18 protein-coding genes and 1 tRNA gene are annotated in these 18,110 nt (G+C 38.3%); 8 read left to right on the top strand and 11 right to left on the bottom strand.

Annotated elements, in window-relative coordinates; translation table 11 throughout:
* Window position 1: 1 nt before the first annotated feature.
* The 7 genes from THC_RS04245 to queC form a co-directional block, all read right to left on the bottom strand.
* Window positions 2-748: a zinc ribbon domain-containing protein gene (locus tag THC_RS04245; protein ID WP_068513804.1), complete on the bottom strand. Its 747-nt coding sequence runs from the start codon at window positions 746-748 to the stop codon at window positions 2-4.
* A 14-nt stretch (window positions 749-762) separates the two neighbouring features.
* On the bottom strand, window positions 763-1,554 hold the full coding sequence (locus THC_RS04240) for a Nif3-like dinuclear metal center hexameric protein (protein WP_068513800.1): 792 nt from the start codon (window positions 1,552-1,554) through the stop codon (window positions 763-765).
* Window positions 1,555-1,566: 12 nt separating this feature from the next.
* A tRNA-Ile gene (locus THC_RS04235) sits at window positions 1,567-1,640 on the bottom strand.
* Between the two features lie 523 nt (window positions 1,641-2,163).
* Entirely contained in the window at window positions 2,164-3,015 is an 852-nt protein-coding gene (locus THC_RS04230) for an NAD(P)-dependent oxidoreductase (RefSeq protein WP_068513796.1), read from the bottom strand.
* A gap of 11 nt (window positions 3,016-3,026) precedes the next feature.
* Window positions 3,027-3,446 (bottom strand): Fur family transcriptional regulator, encoded by a 420-nt coding sequence (locus THC_RS04225; protein WP_082706278.1) that lies wholly within the window; start codon window positions 3,444-3,446, stop codon window positions 3,027-3,029.
* Between the two features lie 57 nt (window positions 3,447-3,503).
* Window positions 3,504-3,872, bottom strand: a complete 369-nt coding sequence (locus THC_RS04220; protein ID WP_068513793.1) for a YkgJ family cysteine cluster protein — start codon at window positions 3,870-3,872, stop codon at window positions 3,504-3,506.
* Window positions 3,869-4,534: a 7-cyano-7-deazaguanine synthase QueC gene (gene queC, locus THC_RS04215; protein ID WP_068513788.1), complete on the bottom strand. Its 666-nt coding sequence runs from the start codon at window positions 4,532-4,534 to the stop codon at window positions 3,869-3,871. The genes THC_RS04220 and queC overlap by 4 nt, the downstream gene beginning before the upstream one ends.
* Window positions 4,535-4,974: 440 nt before the next feature.
* Here queC and THC_RS04210 point away from each other — a divergent pair, with 440 nt between their 5' ends.
* From THC_RS04210 to flgM, 7 genes are all read left to right on the top strand, one after another.
* A complete protein-coding gene (locus tag THC_RS04210; RefSeq protein ID WP_068513785.1) occupies window positions 4,975-5,208 on the top strand; it encodes a DUF8180 domain-containing protein in 234 nt (77 codons plus the stop codon).
* 185 nt (window positions 5,209-5,393) lie between these two features.
* Entirely contained in the window at window positions 5,394-6,485 is a 1,092-nt protein-coding gene (locus tag THC_RS04205; RefSeq protein WP_068513782.1) for a type IV pilus twitching motility protein PilT, read from the top strand.
* A gap of 3 nt (window positions 6,486-6,488) precedes the next feature.
* Window positions 6,489-7,652, top strand: a complete 1,164-nt coding sequence (locus THC_RS04200; RefSeq protein WP_068513779.1) for a type IV pilus twitching motility protein PilT — start codon at window positions 6,489-6,491, stop codon at window positions 7,650-7,652.
* The gene (locus tag THC_RS04195) at window positions 7,649-8,104 is read left to right on the top strand and encodes a hypothetical protein (RefSeq protein WP_068513775.1); all 456 of its coding nucleotides are present in this window, start codon (window positions 7,649-7,651) and stop codon (window positions 8,102-8,104) included. The genes THC_RS04200 and THC_RS04195 overlap by 4 nt, the downstream gene beginning before the upstream one ends.
* Window positions 8,101-8,973 (top strand): UTP--glucose-1-phosphate uridylyltransferase, encoded by an 873-nt coding sequence (locus tag THC_RS04190; protein WP_068513773.1) that lies wholly within the window; start codon window positions 8,101-8,103, stop codon window positions 8,971-8,973. The genes THC_RS04195 and THC_RS04190 overlap by 4 nt, the downstream gene beginning before the upstream one ends.
* Window positions 8,973-11,315 (top strand): replication restart helicase PriA, encoded by a 2,343-nt coding sequence (gene priA / locus THC_RS04185; RefSeq protein WP_068513770.1) that lies wholly within the window; start codon window positions 8,973-8,975, stop codon window positions 11,313-11,315. Before THC_RS04190 ends, priA begins: the two co-directional genes overlap by 1 nt.
* 107 nt (window positions 11,316-11,422) lie before the next feature.
* Window positions 11,423-11,716, top strand: a complete 294-nt coding sequence (flgM, locus tag THC_RS04180) for a flagellar biosynthesis anti-sigma factor FlgM (protein WP_167344319.1) — start codon at window positions 11,423-11,425, stop codon at window positions 11,714-11,716.
* Here flgM and rfaE2 read toward each other — a convergent pair.
* Genes rfaE2 through THC_RS04165 form a run of 3 tightly spaced genes read right to left on the bottom strand, consistent with a single transcriptional unit; the run spans window position 11,713 to window position 16,411 of the window.
* On the bottom strand, window positions 11,713-12,927 hold the full coding sequence (rfaE2, locus tag THC_RS09190) for a D-glycero-beta-D-manno-heptose 1-phosphate adenylyltransferase (protein ID WP_082706277.1): 1,215 nt from the start codon (window positions 12,925-12,927) through the stop codon (window positions 11,713-11,715). The genes flgM and rfaE2 overlap by 4 nt on opposite strands.
* A 9-nt stretch (window positions 12,928-12,936) precedes the next feature.
* A complete protein-coding gene (locus THC_RS04170; RefSeq protein ID WP_068513764.1) occupies window positions 12,937-15,816 on the bottom strand; it encodes a PD-(D/E)XK nuclease family protein in 2,880 nt (959 codons plus the stop codon).
* Window positions 15,800-16,411 (bottom strand): hypothetical protein, encoded by a 612-nt coding sequence (locus tag THC_RS04165; protein WP_068513760.1) that lies wholly within the window; start codon window positions 16,409-16,411, stop codon window positions 15,800-15,802. The genes THC_RS04170 and THC_RS04165 overlap by 17 nt, the downstream gene beginning before the upstream one ends.
* A gap of 95 nt (window positions 16,412-16,506) precedes the next feature.
* Between THC_RS04165 and THC_RS04160 the strand changes: the two genes are divergently transcribed.
* Window positions 16,507-17,583 carry a branched-chain amino acid aminotransferase gene (locus tag THC_RS04160; protein ID WP_068513757.1) on the top strand — a complete coding sequence of 359 codons (1,077 nt, stop codon included), beginning with the start codon at window positions 16,507-16,509 and terminating at the stop codon, window positions 17,581-17,583.
* Here the strand turns inward: THC_RS04160 and THC_RS04155 are convergent.
* Window positions 17,580-18,035 carry a tetratricopeptide repeat protein gene (locus tag THC_RS04155; RefSeq protein ID WP_068513754.1) on the bottom strand — a complete coding sequence of 152 codons (456 nt, stop codon included), beginning with the start codon at window positions 18,033-18,035 and terminating at the stop codon, window positions 17,580-17,582. The two genes, THC_RS04160 and THC_RS04155, sit on opposite strands and share 4 nt — an antisense overlap.
* Window positions 18,036-18,110: the final 75 nt, after the last annotated feature.

Raw genomic sequence — 18,110 nt, 5'->3', positions numbered from 1 at the left:
ATTATTTCTCTTGAGGAAGAGCCTCTTTTTCCTCTGGATGATAAATCCTCTTATAGTAAATAAGTCTTTTACAGTGGGGGCACTCGTAGTAACGGTTATCCTTTTGAAGTTCGTTAAAGAGTTGAGGAGGAATAGCCATAAAGCACCCTTCACAAACCCCATTCTCAACTGCTGAAATGCCAATGCCTCCTTTTCTCTGGCGAATGAGATCATATTTTTTGAGGATACCTGAGGAAATCTTTGCAGATATCTGGGCCCTTTTTTCAAGAAGGCTCTGTTTTTGAATATTAATTTCTTCACAATATTTATCAAATTTTTGGGTTTCCTCTTCCAGTAAGGACTTAAGACTCTGAGCCTCTTCCTCAAGCTTTTCCCGATCCTTATGTAAATTTTCTAATTCCTCCATAAGTTTTAAGAGCTCCTCTTCCTTTTGCCTGATGGTTCTCTTCATCTCCTCTATTTCTCTCAAAAGAACCTGATAGTCACGAGATCCACGAATCTGGGTGAGTCTTGCTTGGGTCTGCTTGAGTCTTTTCTGTTCCTCCTGAAGTTCCTCTTCAAAAAGGCTTTTCTGTTTTTCTTTTTCTTCAATATCTTGCTTTAAAAGGGAAAGTTTTTGATTTAGGATCTCGCTATTTTTCCTTGCTTTAATTAAACTCTGGGGAGTTTCTGCTATAGCCTTTTCCAGCTTTAAGATCTCAAGGTCTATCTTTTGAAGCTCAATTAATCGGGCGATGTCTTCCTGCATTCTTCTCCTCCCCTCTATAGGATAATATATGGACTCTCTTCCCTGAAAACCTCTACTGGGAGATGGAGTCCCTTAGTATTAAGAAAAGCTATTATCTTTTTCTTTAAGGTATCCAGAAGTAGAGATTCAGAAATACCATGATCAATCAGGATATAGTTAAAACCAGATTCCCTTGCCTCTATGGCTTGATGATATTTAACATCTGAGGTAAGAAGGGTTTGAATGCCCTGTTTTAAAAGATGTTCCTTCAGAAATCCTCCTGAACCTCCGCAAAGGGCAATTTTATTGATTTTACTTTCAGGATCTCCCACTACCATAACCCAGGTATTTAAGGTTCTCTTAACTTGGTTTGCAAGGGTAGAAAGCTTAACATATTTTTTAAATTTTACCACCCTTCCATAGCCATAACCCTGCTCTTCTTTTAACACAAAATCCTCTGTCTTCCATTTAAGAGTCTGAGCTAAGGCCTCACTTACACCAAAAGAAACCTTATCCAGAGGAGTGTGCCAGGAAAGGAGATTAAGCTTCTCTTTAATAGCAAAATAAAGGATATTTCCTGGATATTCCTCTTTACAAACCCTTGCAAGGGGGCGATAAAAAAGGGGGTGATGGGTAATAATAAGGTTTAGATTTTTAGCTGAGGCAATTTGAAAGGTCTCAAGGGTTGGATTGATAGCAAGAAGAATTCCCCTTACTTCCTCTTCAAAGGAGCCAATCTGTAAGCCGTTAACATCTCCTTTTTCTGCAAGTTTGAGAGGGGCAAGTTCCTCTAAAAATATATAGAAATCTTTAACCTTAGGTGGCATGCCCTATTTATATGGGCCCGCCAGGATTCGAACCTGGGACCTTCCGGTTATGAGCCGGTGGCTCTAACCATCTGAGCTACGGGCCCATTTTAAAACTATATACTAAAATAACTAATATAAAAAAATTGTCAAGGGAGTGTATGCGTCCATATCTTTTGAGACTTTATAGGTTCTTTTCTTTGGGCGTAACACAAATCCTCAAATAACTCTTCTTCCCAATACCATATAAAACTCCTCTAATGTCCTATTAAATCTCTCCACATACCCGTTCCCCTTCGGAAAGAAAGGATAAAAGATCTGCAAAATCTTTCCTTAAGTAGGGGTTTAAAATTTTATACCCCTTGAATTTTTTTGTGGATCTGTTGTAGCACAGACATTCTTGTCTGTGTTCTTTCATACATGGGAGTGTAATTTACCTCCACAGGCAAGATTGCCTGTGTTACTTTCAGACTTGTAAAATCTCCCTAGTATAGATATCTAATTCCCCTCTTACCACCCTTCCTTTTTCTTGTAAGGATCTGAACTTATGCATTTTTTTGGACATAATCCCTTTTTAGAAGAGACAACTTTTTTCCTGTAAGGATATGAACTTATCCAAGGGGAGAGGCTTTAGTCTTTAAAGACCTTGTAAATGACTGAAAAGTCAAGGGAACCCAAGCCTTTTTTTCTGGCCAGACCGTAAAGCTCCTTTATGGTTGCCGTCACAAATGAGACTTCTTGGCTCTCCTTAAGTAAGGCTTGTAAATAATGGAGATCTTTATACATAAGGTCTATACTAAAGTGAGTTGAAAAATCTTCTTCAAGAAGCTTATTCTTTTTTACTTCAAGAAGCATGGATTTTCCTGCACCATTACCAAGGATCTCGATAAGAAGCTCCTTTTTAAACCCTAATTTTTCTCCAAGGGCAATTGCCTCAGCAATAGCAGACATGAAGGTTCCTAAAATAAGGTTATTTATCAATTTAAGCCTGCTTGCCTGACCAGGCTCCTCAAAATGGTAAATATTTTTGGCAAAGCTTTGAAAAATTTCATAATGAGCAGAAAACTTCCCCTTATCACCAGCTACAAGAAGGGTTAGTTCCCCTTTTCTTGCAGGAATTACACTTCCAAGCACAGGGGCATCCAGATAATATGCCCCTTTCTCTTTAAGTTTTTGTGCACTCTCATTCACATAAAAGGGGTTATTGGTGGTCATATCAATAATAGTCTTTCCAGTAAGATTTGCTGAACTTAATCCCTTTTCCCCAAAAATTACCTCCTTTGAGGCAGGGCTATCAAAAACAATTAAAAATATGCTCTCACATCTTTCAGCAATCTCTTGGGGAGAAGAGGCAATCTCGCAGTTAAGATCTTTTGCCTTATCAGGAGTCCTATTCCAAACCAAAAGTTCAAATCCAGCCTGTAAGATCCTCTTAGCAATCTCTTTACCTAAATTTCCAAGACCAATAAAACCTATTTTCATTTAAGCCCCTTTTAAGTGATGTTTTTTTTACATTCAGAACAAAGTCCACTAAACACTACCTGAAAGTCATTTACTTCATGCTCCTTAAGCTCTTCAGGAATAACTATGTCAAAATTTCTTTCTACATCTAAAATTTTACCACATTTTTTACAAAAGAAGTGGTGATGATTGTGAACACAGGGGTCAAATCTCTTCTTAGAGCTATCTATTCCAAGCTCTTTAACCATTCCCTTTTCTATTAGGACTTCAAGGGTATTGTAAACAGTTGCAAAGGACATGCTGGGGAAACGATCCTTAAGGGCATTATAGATATCCTCTGCTGAGGGATGCGCTTTCGTTTTTTCTAAATATTCAATTATGGCAAGCCTCTGGGGCGTAAGCTTTAATCCAAGGCTCTTGTAATAAGAGAGTTTCTTAGCCATTTCTTTCATTTTATCACCTCTTCTAATTTTAATTTAGATATCAAGTTATAACAATTTTATAGTTTGTCAAGATTTTGTAGTTTTTAAATCCTCATAAGAAAGTTTTTTTAAGCCTTGACAAGAATTTTGAATAATAAGAAAGTTTTTTTTGTCTGTAAAGATAGAGGGTGGGAAGGGCCATTCTTTACATTTTTCTGGTTTGACAGGATGAATCTGGCAGCTTTTTCTTTTTCTATCATAAAATATGCAAGCCCCATTTTTGGTCTTCATTTCTATACGATTTTTACCCTTTTTAATTAGATATTTATGAAAAAGCTCTTCCTTGGAAAGATTTAAAAATTCTGCAATTTCCTCAATCTTTTCCGGAGATAAACTGACGGTGCTTTCTCCTTGACAGCAAGCTCCACACCTCTGGCACTCAAAGAGCCGTGTCATAATTGATAGGGAATGGGGTCCTTAAGATTTGCCTCTTCAAAAGCTTTTAGCCTCAACTTACAGGAGCTACACCTTCCGCAGGCTACCTCTGTATTTTGATAGCAGGACCAGGTAAGTTCAAAGGGGGTTTTAAGTTGTATCCCTAATTGTATGATTTCTTTTTTACTGAGATGAAGAAGGGGGGCCTCAATGATGATATGGGTCTCTGGTTTAGTGCCTTCCTGAATAGCTTGATTAAAGGCTTTAAGAAAGGATTCCCTACAATCAGGATATCCAGAAAAGTCAATCTGGTTGACTCCGATAAAAATACGGGTGGCTCCTATTGCTTCAGCCCAGGCTGTGGCAATACTTAGAAATATTCCATTCCTAAAGGGAACATAGGTGGAGGGAATACTGAGTTCTTCTTTTTCGGGAATAGGCTTACTTTCATCTGTAAGACTTGAAGCCCCTATTTCCTTTAGAAACATAGCAGAGGCAACGAAGTTTTTCTCAGGCTGAAAATAGGCACAGAGTTTATAAAAACATTCTAATTCCTTCAAAGCAGTTCTTTGTCCATATTGAACATGAAGTAGGGCCAGGCGAAAATTAAGACTTGCCACACTTGCACAGACTGCACTATCCATTCCAGCACTCAAAAGCACAACAGCAAGCTCTTTTTGCATACTTTAAAGATACAACTTTTTTTAAAGGACTCAAGCCCTTGTATAAGTCCATATCTTTTGAGACTTAAGAAGATTTTTCTCCTACTTCGGTTGTAAGTAAATGAACCTGTATTTTGTAGGGACAATCCTATGTGTTTGCCTGTTATGTGGTTCTTTATATTCTTGGGTAGACAGGTAAGGATTAGTCAGGCACGCAAGGGGCTCCTCCTACTTTCACCTCTCACATTTTCACCTCTTACCTCTCACCTCTTACCTCTTACCTCTTACCATCCTTCCTTTTTCTTGTAAGGATCTGACCTTATGCAAAAAAAACCAAAAAAAAACTTATGCAAAAAGCCCTGAACTTAAAAAGACTGTGATTTCAATTTTCTAATTTTAGAATTTCCAGAAACTTTTTTTCGGGGTATAATTAAGTATTTATTTTCCTGGAAGGAGGATTTATGGATAAGCTAATCAAAATATTGCACATTCTCTCACATTTTGTAGAGCATACTGAGGAACATGCTCAAGAGTTTTTAGAATTAGCTAAAAGGGCTGAAGAGGAAGAGGAGAGTAAAGCTCTTGCTGAAGCTATAAGAGAGGCCTCTAAGAAATTGAAGGAGGCAATAGAGATACTAAAGCCCTATCTAAAAAGTGTTAACCATAAGATAGAGGACACTCACAATTCTACATAAGTTCATATCCTTAAAAGAAAAAGGAAGGGTGGAAAAAGGGGAAAAGTTCATTTTCCTACAACAGAAGTAGTAGAAAAAATCCTATAGATTCTCAAAAGATATGGGGGGCATACAAAATTCTTGACTTTTGGTAAGAATTTGGCTAAACTTTGTAAAAGTGGGTTAGGGGGCTTTAGGAGGAGGCTATGGCCAAGCTGGATCCCTTTTTCAAATTAATGGTAGATACAGGGGCATCAGACCTTCACCTCTCTGTTGGTAATCCTCCCCTTATCAGGCTCCATGGAGACCTTCAGAGGATTAAATATAAAAACTTAAATGAAGATGAACTAAGAGAGATGCTTTATGAAATTGCCCCTGAAGAGATAATAAAGCGTTTTGAAGAAGAAGGAGAAGTTGATTTTGGTCTTGAATTACCTGGTCTTGCCCGCTTCAGGGTAAATTATTATAAGGAGAGAAGAGGAATAGCTGCAGCCTTCAGAATTATTCCTACTAAAGTGAAAACTGTAGAGGAATTAGGGCTTCCTCAAATTTTGAACAAACTTGCCCTACTACCTAAGGGCTTAATTCTCGTCACTGGTCCAACAGGATCTGGAAAATCAACTACATTGGCTGCAGTAATTGATTATGCTAATAGAATGCGCTATGATCATATTATAACCATTGAAGATCCCATAGAATTTGTGCATGAATCCAAAAATTGTCTTGTTAACCAGAGGGAACTTGGAACTCATACTAAAAGTTTTGCAAATGCTCTAAGAGCTGCCCTTAGAGAAGATCCAGATATTATCCTTGTTGGAGAAATGAGAGATAGAGAGACGATTGCTTTAGCTATTGAGGCCACCCTTACAGGACATGTGGTCTTTTCTACACTCCATACCATCTCAGCTGCTCAGACCATTAACCGTATCATTGATGTCTTTCCTGCGGATGAGCAGGCCCAGATTAGAACTACCCTCTCAGAAGCTATTCGTGCTGTGATTTCACAGACCATGTTTAAGAGAGTTGATCGTCCAGGAAGAATTGTAGCTACAGAAATCCTTATTGCAACTCCTGCTGTAAGGAACCTTATCCGGGAGGGTAAAATTCACCAGATTCCTTCCATGATTCAAACTGGAAAAAAATACGGCATGATGAGTTTAGATGATGTAATTATGGATTATCTAAATCGAAATATTATTAGTCCTGAGGAAGCCTTTATTAAGGCTATAGATAAAACACGATTTATTAATTTTGTCCAAAACAAAGAGGCTATTGATTTTACCGAGTTACCGGGCTAAGCTATGCTAACCGAAACTGAGATCAAGAAAATTGTTAAATCCTTAGCATTTTTAGAACCCGGAATTTCTGATATTTTTATCCTTTCGGGATATCCCTTTCAGATTATGGTTTACGGAAGAATGAAAAATGCCTTTTTATCGGATTATCCTGTGGAGGTCTTAAATCCCTTTCAAGCGGAAGAAATTGCCTTTGTCATGTTGAGAGACAAACCTTTTCTATTTAAAAAACTTCTTCAAGATGGTTATGCTGATTTTTCTTTCTTCTTAGATGATGATACGCGCTTTAGAGTCAACATTTTCAGTCGCCAAAAAACTTATAATATTATTATGAGAAAACTTGAAAGTAAAGTGAAAAGTATTGAAGAACTGTCTCTACCTCAGGTTTTTTATAAAATCGCCAATGAAAAGTTTGGAATAATCCTTGTTACAGGTGCAACGGGCCAGGGTAAAACTACCTCTTTGGCTGCCATATTAAATGAAATAAATAAAAATGAACCTGTGCATATTCTTACTCTTGAAGATCCTATTGAATATCTTCACAAGCCCATAAGGGCAACGATAAATCAGCGTGAGCTTGGAACAGATTTTTCAAGTTATGCAGAGGGCCTGAGAGCTGCTTTAAGAGAAGCTCCTCATGTAATCCTTGTTGGAGAAATTCGTGATCGCGAGACCATGGATATCGCTTTAACCGCTGCTGAAACAGGACATCTTGTCTTTTCCACTCTTCATACTATAGGGGCTGGACAGACTATTAATAGAATAATTGGCTTTTATGATAAAGATGAAGAAAACCAGATTAGACAAAGACTTTCTTCAGCCCTAAGATGGGTTGTGGGGCAAAAACTTTTGCCCAAAATCGGAGGCGGAAGAGTTGCTGTTTTTGATATTCTTTATAACAATCTGCGTTCCAAAGAAATTATTATGACAGGCGAATCCGAAGGAAGGACCTTTTATGATATAATGACCCAAGGTGGTCCCTTTGGTATGCGCACCTTTGACCAGAATCTTATTGAACTTTATGATCAAGGTCTTATTGAAGAAGATATAGCTTATTATCATGCTCTTAGAAAGGATATTGTAGGCAGACAGATTGAACTCATCAAAAAACAAAAAAGAAGAGAAGAAACTCCAACTAATTTGGAAATTCTTGGGAAAGGTGTGAAATGACCTTGGAATTAAAGGATCTTCTTCTTGAAAAACCAGTAACCTTAATCCTTTGGGAGTTGGACTCTAAACCAGATCCTATTTTTCAAGCCCTACAAGGAGAAACTGAGATTAGATCTATTTCTTCTATTGAGGAATTTCTGGAATGGATAAAAATGGTTGATGTCCGTTACTTCATCGTTGGTGTAAAAACTCTGGATAAGCTTAAGGAAGCTAAAACAATATTAGATGGTATAGTTATTGAAAAAAGAAGAAATATTTTTATAGTCTTTATTTCACCTAATTTGAATACAATGGATATAAAAGAGATGTTTTTATTTTCTGTAAATCTCATTTTAAATGAAAAAGATATTAAAGATTTTGAAAAGATCCTTTCAAAAGCCAAAGCTTATTGGGAACACCTTTACAAACCCTATTTTACTACTCTGAATAAACTTCTTGAGGGATCTATATGATCAGAAAAGCTGTTTTACCTGTTGCTGGGTTTGGAACTCGGATGCTTCCTGTTACAAAGGTCATACCTAAGGAGCTTCTACCCCTTCTCAATCGCCCTGTCATTGAGTATGTGGTAGATGAAGTTATTGCCTCAGGCCTTGATAGCCTTATTTTTGTCATCTCCTACGGAAAAGAAGCCATACTTGATTATTTTGATATAGATCTGGGTTTAAAAAAATTTCTTAAGGACAGAAACAAAGAGGCCCTTTTAAAGCTGGTTGAAGAAGTGGAAGAGAAGATTAAATATTTAAGTTCCATTCGGCAAAAGATACCCCAGGGCCTTGGGCATGCTGTTCTGATGTCAGAAAGACTGGTTGGTGATGAGCCCTTTGCAGTTATTCTGGGAGACGACCTTGTGGATAGCGATATACCCTGCTTAAGACAGATGAATGAGCGCTATCTTGAGCTTTCCTCTAAAACCAGAGAACATAGTATTATTGCCTTAGAAGAGGTTCCTTTAGAAGATGTTTCTAAATATGGCATAATTGATGGAGAAAGACTTTCAGATGATCTTATCTTAATAAAAAAAGTTGTTGAAAAACCCTCAATAGAGGAGGCTCCATCTAATCTTTCCATCATTGGAAGATATATCTTTGATCCCATAATTTTTAAATATCTCAAGGAGATTCCGAAGATCTCTGGAGAATATCAGCTGACAGATGCTATTCAAAAAATGATTGAGGACGGTTATCCTGTTTATGGCTATCTCTTTCAGGGAAAAAGGCTTGATACAGGAAATCCGAAAGGATTTTTTGAGGCTACCTTACATTATGCCCTAAAGGATCCAGCTTTAAGAGAGGTCCTTAGGTCTTTTTGTGCTAATCTTTGATGTATCTTCTTGAAGTTGCCTTACCACTTCCTCTTTTTAAAAATTTTCATTATCTAAGTGAGAACTTTATTCTACCAGGTGTCAGGGTAGTTGCACCTTTTGGTAAACAGAAAATAGTTGGAATTGTTTTAAAGATAGAATCTGCAATGCAGGGTTTACTTGACCCTTCTATTGAATACAAAGAAATAGAAGATGTCCTTGATCCTTTGCCTCTCTATCCACCAAAGCTTTTTCCCTTTCTTGAGTGGGTTTCAGGTTATTATCAGTCCCCTCTGGGAATAGTCCTTAAAATGGCTCTTCCATCGGGTGTTTTTAGAGTTCCAGCCAGAAGAATTTATCTTACCAAGGCAGGGCAGAAGGCCTTGAAAGAGGGAAGTCTTCCTCGGGCCTTTGAAGAAATCTCTTCAAAAGGGATGGGACTAAAGCAATTCTTAAAGAAAACTAAAATCCAGATGAAGAAAATTAAGAACTGGGCTCACCTTGGACTCTTAGAGCTTAAGACAGAAATCCCCAGAGTAAAGATTCCGGTTGAGGTCTTTTACCGGTTGGTAAAGTCTCCTCCTTCTGAGATTGCTAAAAAGATTCTTCCCCTTTTCAATGAGACTGATGAGGTGCCTGAAAAGGTTATCAAGGAGGCCTTGAAAGCAAAAGAAATTAAGAAACTGCAGGAGGAAGGCTATCTTGAAAGAGTAGAGTATCCAAAGATGAGAAAAATTACCCTTCCTTTGGAGCCTCTGAGAAATTATCAACTCACCCCGGCACAGCAGAGAATTTTACGCAGGCTTATCTCAACACTAAAGGAGGGAGGCTATCACCCCTTTTTGCTTTATGGTGTAACAGGCTCAGGGAAATCCCTTATTTATTTGGAACTGGTAAAAGAGGCCTTAGCCCAGGGGAAGAGGGTTCTCTTTTTACTTCCAGAGATTGCTCTTACTCATTATATTGAGAGGCTTCTTTTTCATCACTTCAAAGATAAAATGGCCCTTTTGCACAGTGCCTTAACCCCTCAGCAAAGGCTTTCTGAGTGGATGAAGATCCTTGACGGCAGAGCAAGCCTTGTTATCGGAACTCGTTCCAGTATCTTTGCCCCTATTGAGAATTTGGGACTTATCATAGTAGATGAAGAACATGACTCCTCCTATAAAGAGGAAAATCTTCCATGCCGATATCAGGCCAGAGACCTTGCTTTGGTGCGGGGGAAGATGGAAGGAGCCTTAGTGTTACTTGGTTCTGCTACACCGAGCCTTAAAAGTTACTATTATGCCAGAACTGGAAAATACGAACTTCTTACCCTCAAAGAAAGACCTTTCGTAAAAATGCCTGAGGTTAAACTCATTCAAAATAAAAAATTTAAATTGATTACCCAGCAAGTTCAAATGGAGATAGAGAGAAGTCTGAGAGAAGGAAAGTCTGTTTTTGTTTATCTTAATCGCAGGGGATATGCTCCCCTTGTCAAATGTGAGGACTGCGGCTATATCCTAACCTGTCCAAATTGTGGTATTCCCTTAACCTATCACAGGGAGGAAGATTTTCTCCTTTGTCATTACTGTTCTTTAACTTTAAAGGCCAGGATTCTTTGTCCTCAGTGTCAAAGGGGTAAATGGAGATTTTTGAGATTTGGAACAGAACGGATTGAAGAGGAGATGCAAAAACTTTTCCCCGAAGCTGAGATCTTGCGGTTTGACAGGGATGCAGTGAACTCGGAAAAAAAGCTAAATCTCCTTATGGAACGAATTTATCAGCCCAGCCCAAAAATTATAGTGGGAACTCAGATGGGGGTGCATGGACACAACTTTCCCCAGGTAAATCTGGTTGTTATCTTAAGGGCTGAGGAAGGTTTATTTTTACCCCATTATAAGGCCCATGAAAGGACCTTTCAACTCCTTCTTCAGGCTGAAGGTAGAGCTGGTAGAAAGGATGAACAGGGAAAGGTACTAATTCAGACGGCCCTTCCGGACCATCATGTTATCCAGCAGGCCTTGAACCAGGATTATGAAGGTTTTTTCCAAGGAGAACTCTTAAATCGCAAAAAATATGGCTTTCCACCCTTTAGGAAACTTGCACTCCTACGCTTTATAGGAATATCTGAAGAAAAACTCAAAGAAAAGGCCCTTGAAATTAAGCTCAATCTTGAAAAATTGAAGGAAGAAAAAGGTCTGCCTGTGGAAATTCTTGGTCCTTCTCCTTGTCCTTTAAGGAAACTCCGGGGGTTTTATCGCTGGCAAATTCTTATAAAAGGTGAAAAATATTCTGACCTTAAACCCCTGTTGATTTATCTTAAAGATTTACTATTTTCAGGCCTGAAACTGGAATTAGATATAGACCCTGAGGATTTACTCTGAAAATAGCTTGACTTTTTTGAAAGATTGTCTATTATCTTTAAAAGAGGAATTTAAAGAGGGAGTAGAAAATGCCGATAAATAATATAAAAAGCCCTGAGGGTATTTATATGAAAATTAACGAATTAACACCTCAAAAAACAGAGATAAAAAGAGAAATCCAAAAGGGAAGACCTCAGGAACAACCAAAAGAAAATGAACAACTTAAGATTACCCAGGATCAGGTTCAACTCTCCATTAAACCTGCAATTGAGAATGCCAAGGCTAAGGCTTCCTCCCTGCCTGAGATTAGAGAAGAAAAGGTTTCTCAATTGAAAGAGCAAATTGCCTCTGGAAATTATCAAGTCTCCAATCAACAGATTGCAAGGGCTATGGTAGGGTCTCTTCTCTCGGAAATCGCTTAAATCCCTTTACTTCTGATTTTTTCTATCAGTTTGCTTGTAGAAGTATTATAATTGAAGGGCAATCTGATTACCTTTCCTCCATAGCCTTTGACAAAGGCCCCGCCTACAATTTTGTCCTCTGGCCAGTCTTCCCCTTTTACAAGAATATCAGGTTTTAGTGTATGAATAAGTCTTTCAGGGGTTTCCTCATCAAAGAGAATAATGTAGTCTACACAGGCTAAGGCTGATAAAACCTCTACTCTGTAAGCCTGATGGTTAATAGGTCTTTCAGGTCCCTTGATTTTCTGGATAGATACATCACTATTAAGTCCAACCACAAGAAAATCTCCCAGATGTCTTGCCTTTTGTAGGTAATCCACATGCCCCGCATGCAAAAGATCAAAGCAACCATTTGTAAAGACCATGACCTGTCCTTTGGATCTTCTTTTGGAAATAATCTCTTTAAGTTCATCCAGGGTTTTGAGTTTAGAGGTTTTTAAAAAGGGGGTTCTTAAAGGATAGGGAAGGGGTTGAGTTTTTAGGTCAAGGGTTAGCTCAAGGAGGGTCTCTTCATCACCACAACTTCCCAGTTCTTCTCCGGAGGGAGAGAAAACATGAGAACCTCCGCCAAGCTCAAGCTCTCCGATTTTTCCTACACCATTTATACCTATGGAATGAATCTGATTTTCAAGGGCTCTTGCCTTAAGAAGGGTTTTAAAGTGGTCTATGCGCAATTTTGGCCACTGAGCAGGAACTATTAAACCATCCAGCCCTTCAGATAGAAAACCTCTCACAAGTTCAGGACTCCTTAATTCAAAGCAAATCGCTATAATCCAGGTAGTAGAATTTAAAAAGAGACACCCCTTTCTTTGACCCGGTTTAAGATAATAGAGATCGTCAAGTCCTGGAAAGAGAAGTTCCTTCTCTGCAAGACAAGATACACCTGAAGAAGAAAGGGCAAGGTAGGCATTAACATATCCATCTTTTTTGAAAAAGACTGATCCAAGAAAGATCTTTTTATCCCCTGTTGACCTCTGAATCTCCCTTAGAGCAACTTCAACCGTATCTGGAGAAAGCTCTTGAAAATTCCGATACCCTGTTAAAGCAAGCTCAGGAAAAAGGATTATGTCCCCTTTAGCTTTTTTAATGAATTCAAGAATTTTTTCTAAATTTTTCTCTAAGTTTTGGGTTACTTCCATCTGTGCTATGGAAAAGTTGAGAGGTGACTTCATTTTCTCCTCCTAAGTTCGTAGATTCAAACAGGGAGACTTGTAATCGCAAAATTTACAGGCCTCTTCATTTTCGGTAAAATAAAAGGCTGGACTTTCCAAGATATGGGTCAAGACAAAATCCAAGAGGCTTTCAAAGTCCTCTTCCAAAAATTGGAAAAATTTAGACCTCTCCTTATAATTAGATTTTGTTATCAAAAATTTTTCAGGCTCTTTAAAATTAGAGGGAGTTAGATAGCCTGCATTGATTTCAACTTCGGAATAACTCTCTAAATTCAGTAAAGTTTCTTTATTTTTTAGTAGGAGAAAGAGATAAAAGATGAGTTGAAAATTGGTTAAATCCTTGCCAAAGCATTCTTGTAAATTAGATAATTCCTCAAGGCTAAAGTCTCCTCGGGGTGTAAAGTTCAAGAGCTTTTTTAAGGCCGAGGGAGCTGGCTTTTTATAGGGATTGCTCTTAAAGTCAAAGATACAATACTTGGGGAAAGCCTCTTCTCTTTTGACAATAAAATCTACTCTACCCCAGAGTTTAATATCATAGGAATGAAGATTGGTTTTATATTCGAGGTCCTTTTCAACACCAAGGATAAGGAAGCGTTTAATTGTTCCTTCCCTTTCAAGGGAATAAAGATGCTGGAGATAATTGGCAATTGAGGCTCGGGCGATCTTTTCTGAAAGCCACAGATTTAGAGGGTCAAGACTTCTTTCAAATCCAAATTCTTTCCAGAGTTCCTCAAAAAGGGCTTCCCATTTACCCTTTTGGGTAATCTCAGAAAAATAGATTGCTCTCCCTTGATAGGCTCCAAATAATTTCTCAAAAAAAGCATGTAAAAAAAGACCTATATCCCTGTCTTGAAGGGAGATTTCTTCTGGAGAGTCAAGACCCAAAAGATATTTAAAGTAAAATCTCACAGGGCAGGTAATATAGGTCTCAAAGAAAAATCTACTTAAGGATCCCCTTTTAAGGTAAGCTAAAAGGATTTCTTTATCTTCATCTTTCTTGGGAATTCCATCAATGCGTGTCAAAGGTTTCAGCTCAGGCTTAAAAGTCTCTTCTTTAAGGGGACTTCCGTTTTTTTCAGACAACCACTTATATTTTTGGATAAAGCGAGAGGGTTCTCCTGTTAGCTCTCCTTTGCCCTTGGAGGTCAGGATATAATAGAGGTTAACCTCAGGAGCTGAGAAAAGAATTTGCTCAAAATAATAGTCCCAGAGCTCATTTTTAAAAATGGGAAGGCCAAGATAGGTCTTGATTTCATCAGTTAAAAGGGGATTTAGGGGGGTAGCTGGGGGAAGGGCCCCTTCATTTACATCCAGAAGGATGATCCTATCAAAATAAAGAAGCCTTGCCTCAAGAAGTCCCATAATCTGAACACCAGCTAAGGGTTCTCCAGAAAGGGAAATCTTTCCCTGAGAAAGCAAAAAGTCAAGAATACGAAGATAAAAATCCTTCTTGTCCTCAAAATCAAGACCTTTCCAGAGAGGTGAGTAGTCAAAGAGAGGTAAGACCTCTTTTTCCAGAAAGGCAAGATATCCCCTCAGGAAAAAGGCATCCAGCGTCTCATTTAAAACCTCTTCTTTTTTTTGGAGAGCGGGGCTTAAGAATTCAAGCACCCTCAAAAGGGCATTCTTAAGGTTTTCTGGGCTATCAGGATTCTCAAAATTTTTAAATAGGATCTGCCAGACCTTTTCAAATAACTCCTGTTGAAGTAAATCTGGAACTATTTTCAGTAGCTCCTCAAAGGATATCTCTCTTGGTTTTTCTTTTTTTAAAAATTCTTTGATTGCATTAAGGATTTTTTCCCAAAGGCCCTCTTCCTGTATCAAAAGCCTTAAGAGAGGGAATCTGAGTATTTTTAAAATACCCTCAGTTAAATAATAATTCCCTCTTCTTTCTCTCTGCGCTTTAATGAGGAGTTTGAAAAGATGATATATGGGAAGAATGCGGGAAGAAACAGGTAAAGTTATGTTAACCTCAAGGTCAGTTGTTTCTAACCTATGAAGCAGAGGAAGGAGAGTCAGGGGTTGAGGTAGAATAATAGCCACTTGATCAGCCCTCTTTAGCTCTGAAGGGAGGTTCTCCATTACCTTGGAGACTTCTGATTCTATATCAGGAAAGGAAAAAAGCTTTATTTCTGGTTTAGATGGCAATCTGTCTAAAAAATTATCTGGCAAGAGGGAGGCCTCTATCTTTAAGGCCTTAAAGGTCTCCTGAAGAATAGGATGCGGAGGGTGGTTACTCTCAAAGAAGAGATAAATAGGGGTATTTTTCAGAACCTCAAAAAGTTTTTGCCAGAGTTCTTTTTCTGCTTCCCGAAGGGCTGCAAACCCTGCCATAACTAATCCTTTAATTTTAAGCTCACTTTCTCTCTTTAATAAAAGCTCACTTATTTCTGAAAGAAGTTGTAAGGGGAAGAGAACACCCTTTTCCTTTAAAAGCTCCTTGAAGGTATCATAGATTTTAGCAAGTTCTTCAAAAAGGGCTTGAGCTGTATCTGGAATTCCCTCGGGTGGATAAAGAAGGTTGGGAGGAAGTTTTCCCTCCTTTTCAAATTCCTCAAAGACCTCTAAAAACTTGCTTCCCCAGAATAAAAGATGGGTAGGATCTTTCCTTAGTTTTTCTTTATCCAGGGACTGCAAAAGAAAAAAAATTTTAGCACTATCTGGCAGGAGAAGTTTGGGAGTTTCGCAGATTTCAAGATAGAGCTTCTGTAAAAATTCCTCCCAGGCTAATACTCTTGGAAAGAAAAGTGACTGGCCATTAAATTTTTGAATCAAAAGGTGTTTGAAGTAGTAACAGGCTCTTTTGGTTGGAAAGACGATGTAAAAACCAGAGACCTCAGGATTTTTGAAATCGAGGTCTCCAGAGAGAAAATTAATTAAACTTTTCAAAAAGTGGGAGCTGGGTGGTATTAAGTAGCTTTTGATCCGCATCTTTGGAACTTTCCTTAAGGTTTTCTTCAAAAAGAATAAATTTAAAAGGCAGAAAGGTCAAAAGGCATAACTTTACCCTTCTTTGGGGATAAAGAGAGTTCAAAAACTTCTGATAAAGTCTAACTTGCTCCTTTTGAAAATCCTCTTTACGAAGTTTAAACTCAAGGAGATAAAGGATATCTTTCTTAAAAATCAAGAAATCTGGTCTCAAAATTTTGTTTTCCTCTGCAAAGTAGCCCTCAATTTCCTGATAAAATGCTTCAGCATCCTTAAAAATATTTTGCAAAGCCCTCCAATCTTCGCTTTGTATGGCAGATTTAAGGATTTTTAAGGCCTCTTCTTTTAACCTTTCCCTTTCAAGTAAAGGCTCTGGATAGAGAAAAAGGGCCTTTGCCACAAGCTTTGCTAGTGTCTCCTCATTAATTGTGAAAATATCTTCTTTTAAAAGGAGGGCCTCTATAGAAAAGTGTAAAATTTCACCAAGTCTTTGGAAGTAACTTTTTTCCTGTAAAAGTTTTAGTGAGATGGGGGATTGATATAAACGCAAGGCCATTTTTTATAAATTAACACATCCTTAGGTGCTTGTCAAAATGGTAAAAGGGTTTAATTTATGAAAATTTAAATAGAGTGGGAGGCACAATTTTAGTTATGGAGATTGAGATTAGACTGGCACCCGAGGAAAAGAGGATGGCCCCGAATTTTGAAAAATTGCTTTTTGGTCGGGTCTTTACTCCTCACATGTTTATTATGGAGTATAACTGTGATCAGGGCTGGCATTCCCCTCGCATAGTTCCCTTTTCAAACATTGAGATTCATCCAGCAGCTATTGTCCTTCACTATGCCCAGACCATTTTTGAGGGCCTTAAGGCATATTATGGTGTGGATGGGAAAATTAGACTCTTTCGTCCCTGGGAAAATGTGGCCCGCTTAAATAGATCTGCTGAAAGGCTCTGTATTCCTACACTTAATTCAGAATTTGTGCTTAAGGCTATAAAGACCTTAGTCTGGCTGGATAAAGACTGGATCCCCAAGCAAAAGGGCTCAGCACTTTATATTAGACCCTTTGTCTTTGGTACTGAGGGAAGTCTTGGGGTTAAGCCAAGCCATGAATATTTATTTATAATAATTTTATGCCCGGTTTCAGCTTATTACGAAGAAGGCTTCAATCCCATTAAGATTTATGTAACGGAAAGATATGTCAGGGCCTTTCCAGGAGGCACAGGGGATGTTAAGGCGGGGGGTAATTATGCTGCAAGTCTTAAGGCTCAAGAAGAAGCCAAAAAGGCAGGCTATACCCAGATTCTATGGCTTGATGGCCTTGAAAGAAAATATGTAGAAGAAGTTGGAACCATGAATATCTTCTTTGTTTTTGAGGATGAACTGATTACTCCTGCCCTCACTGGTTCAATTCTTCCCGGTATAACCAGAGATTCCGTTTTAAAACTCGCAAGTATACTTGGACTAAAAGCTGAGGAAAGAAGAATCTCCATTGATGAGGTTATTGAGGGAATTGAAAAGGGAAAACTAAAAGAGTGCTTTGGCACAGGCACAGCAGCTGTGATTTCCCCAGTGGGTAAGATTTTTTATCGGGAAAGGGAATATTTAATAAATCAAGGGCAAACAGGAGAGATTGCCAAAAGGCTTTTTGATTATCTAACAGGTCTCCAGTATGGGGAGATTGAAGACCCTTTTAAGTGGACCCTTATCCTTGAGGAGAGCCTTTAAGCAAAATCTATAATCTTTTGGGCCTTAGCAAGCTCCCTATGAGCAGCAACTGCCTTATCAAGTTCAAGGTCAGCTGCCTCTTCAAGCCCCTTTTCTCTTAAAATCTGACTTCTTGCTAAATAAGCCGCTGGATACATGGGATTAAGATCAATAGCCCGAGTAAAGAGCTCAAGGGCAGAGTCCAAATCTTTCTTTTTATAATAGACCTGACCTAAACGAAAGTAAATTCTATAATTTTCAGGTTCCCTCTCCATTGCTTCTCTTAGGTCCTTTTCTGCGGAGTCAAGCTCATCTTTCTGAAGATAAATAGCGGCTCTTGCTTCTAAGGCCTTAACATGCCCTGGATCATAATTTAAAAGTTTATTAAAAAGCTCAAGGGCCCTTTCAAAATCTTTCTGGGCAAGCTTTTTGGCTGCTTCTAAAAAAAGCTCCTCAAGATCAACTTCAGGCATAAAGATAGCTCCTGCAATTTTTATTTATAATTAACATCCTTTATCTCAAAGTCAAGGGCATGCATGCATCCATAT

Origin of the sequence: Caldimicrobium thiodismutans, assembly GCF_001548275.1 — a bacterium.
Lineage (GTDB): Bacteria > Desulfobacterota > Thermodesulfobacteria > Thermodesulfobacteriales > Thermodesulfobacteriaceae > Caldimicrobium > Caldimicrobium thiodismutans.
The sequence above is the reverse complement of the archived record's forward strand: the minus strand, read 5'-3'. Positions and strand labels throughout refer to the sequence as shown.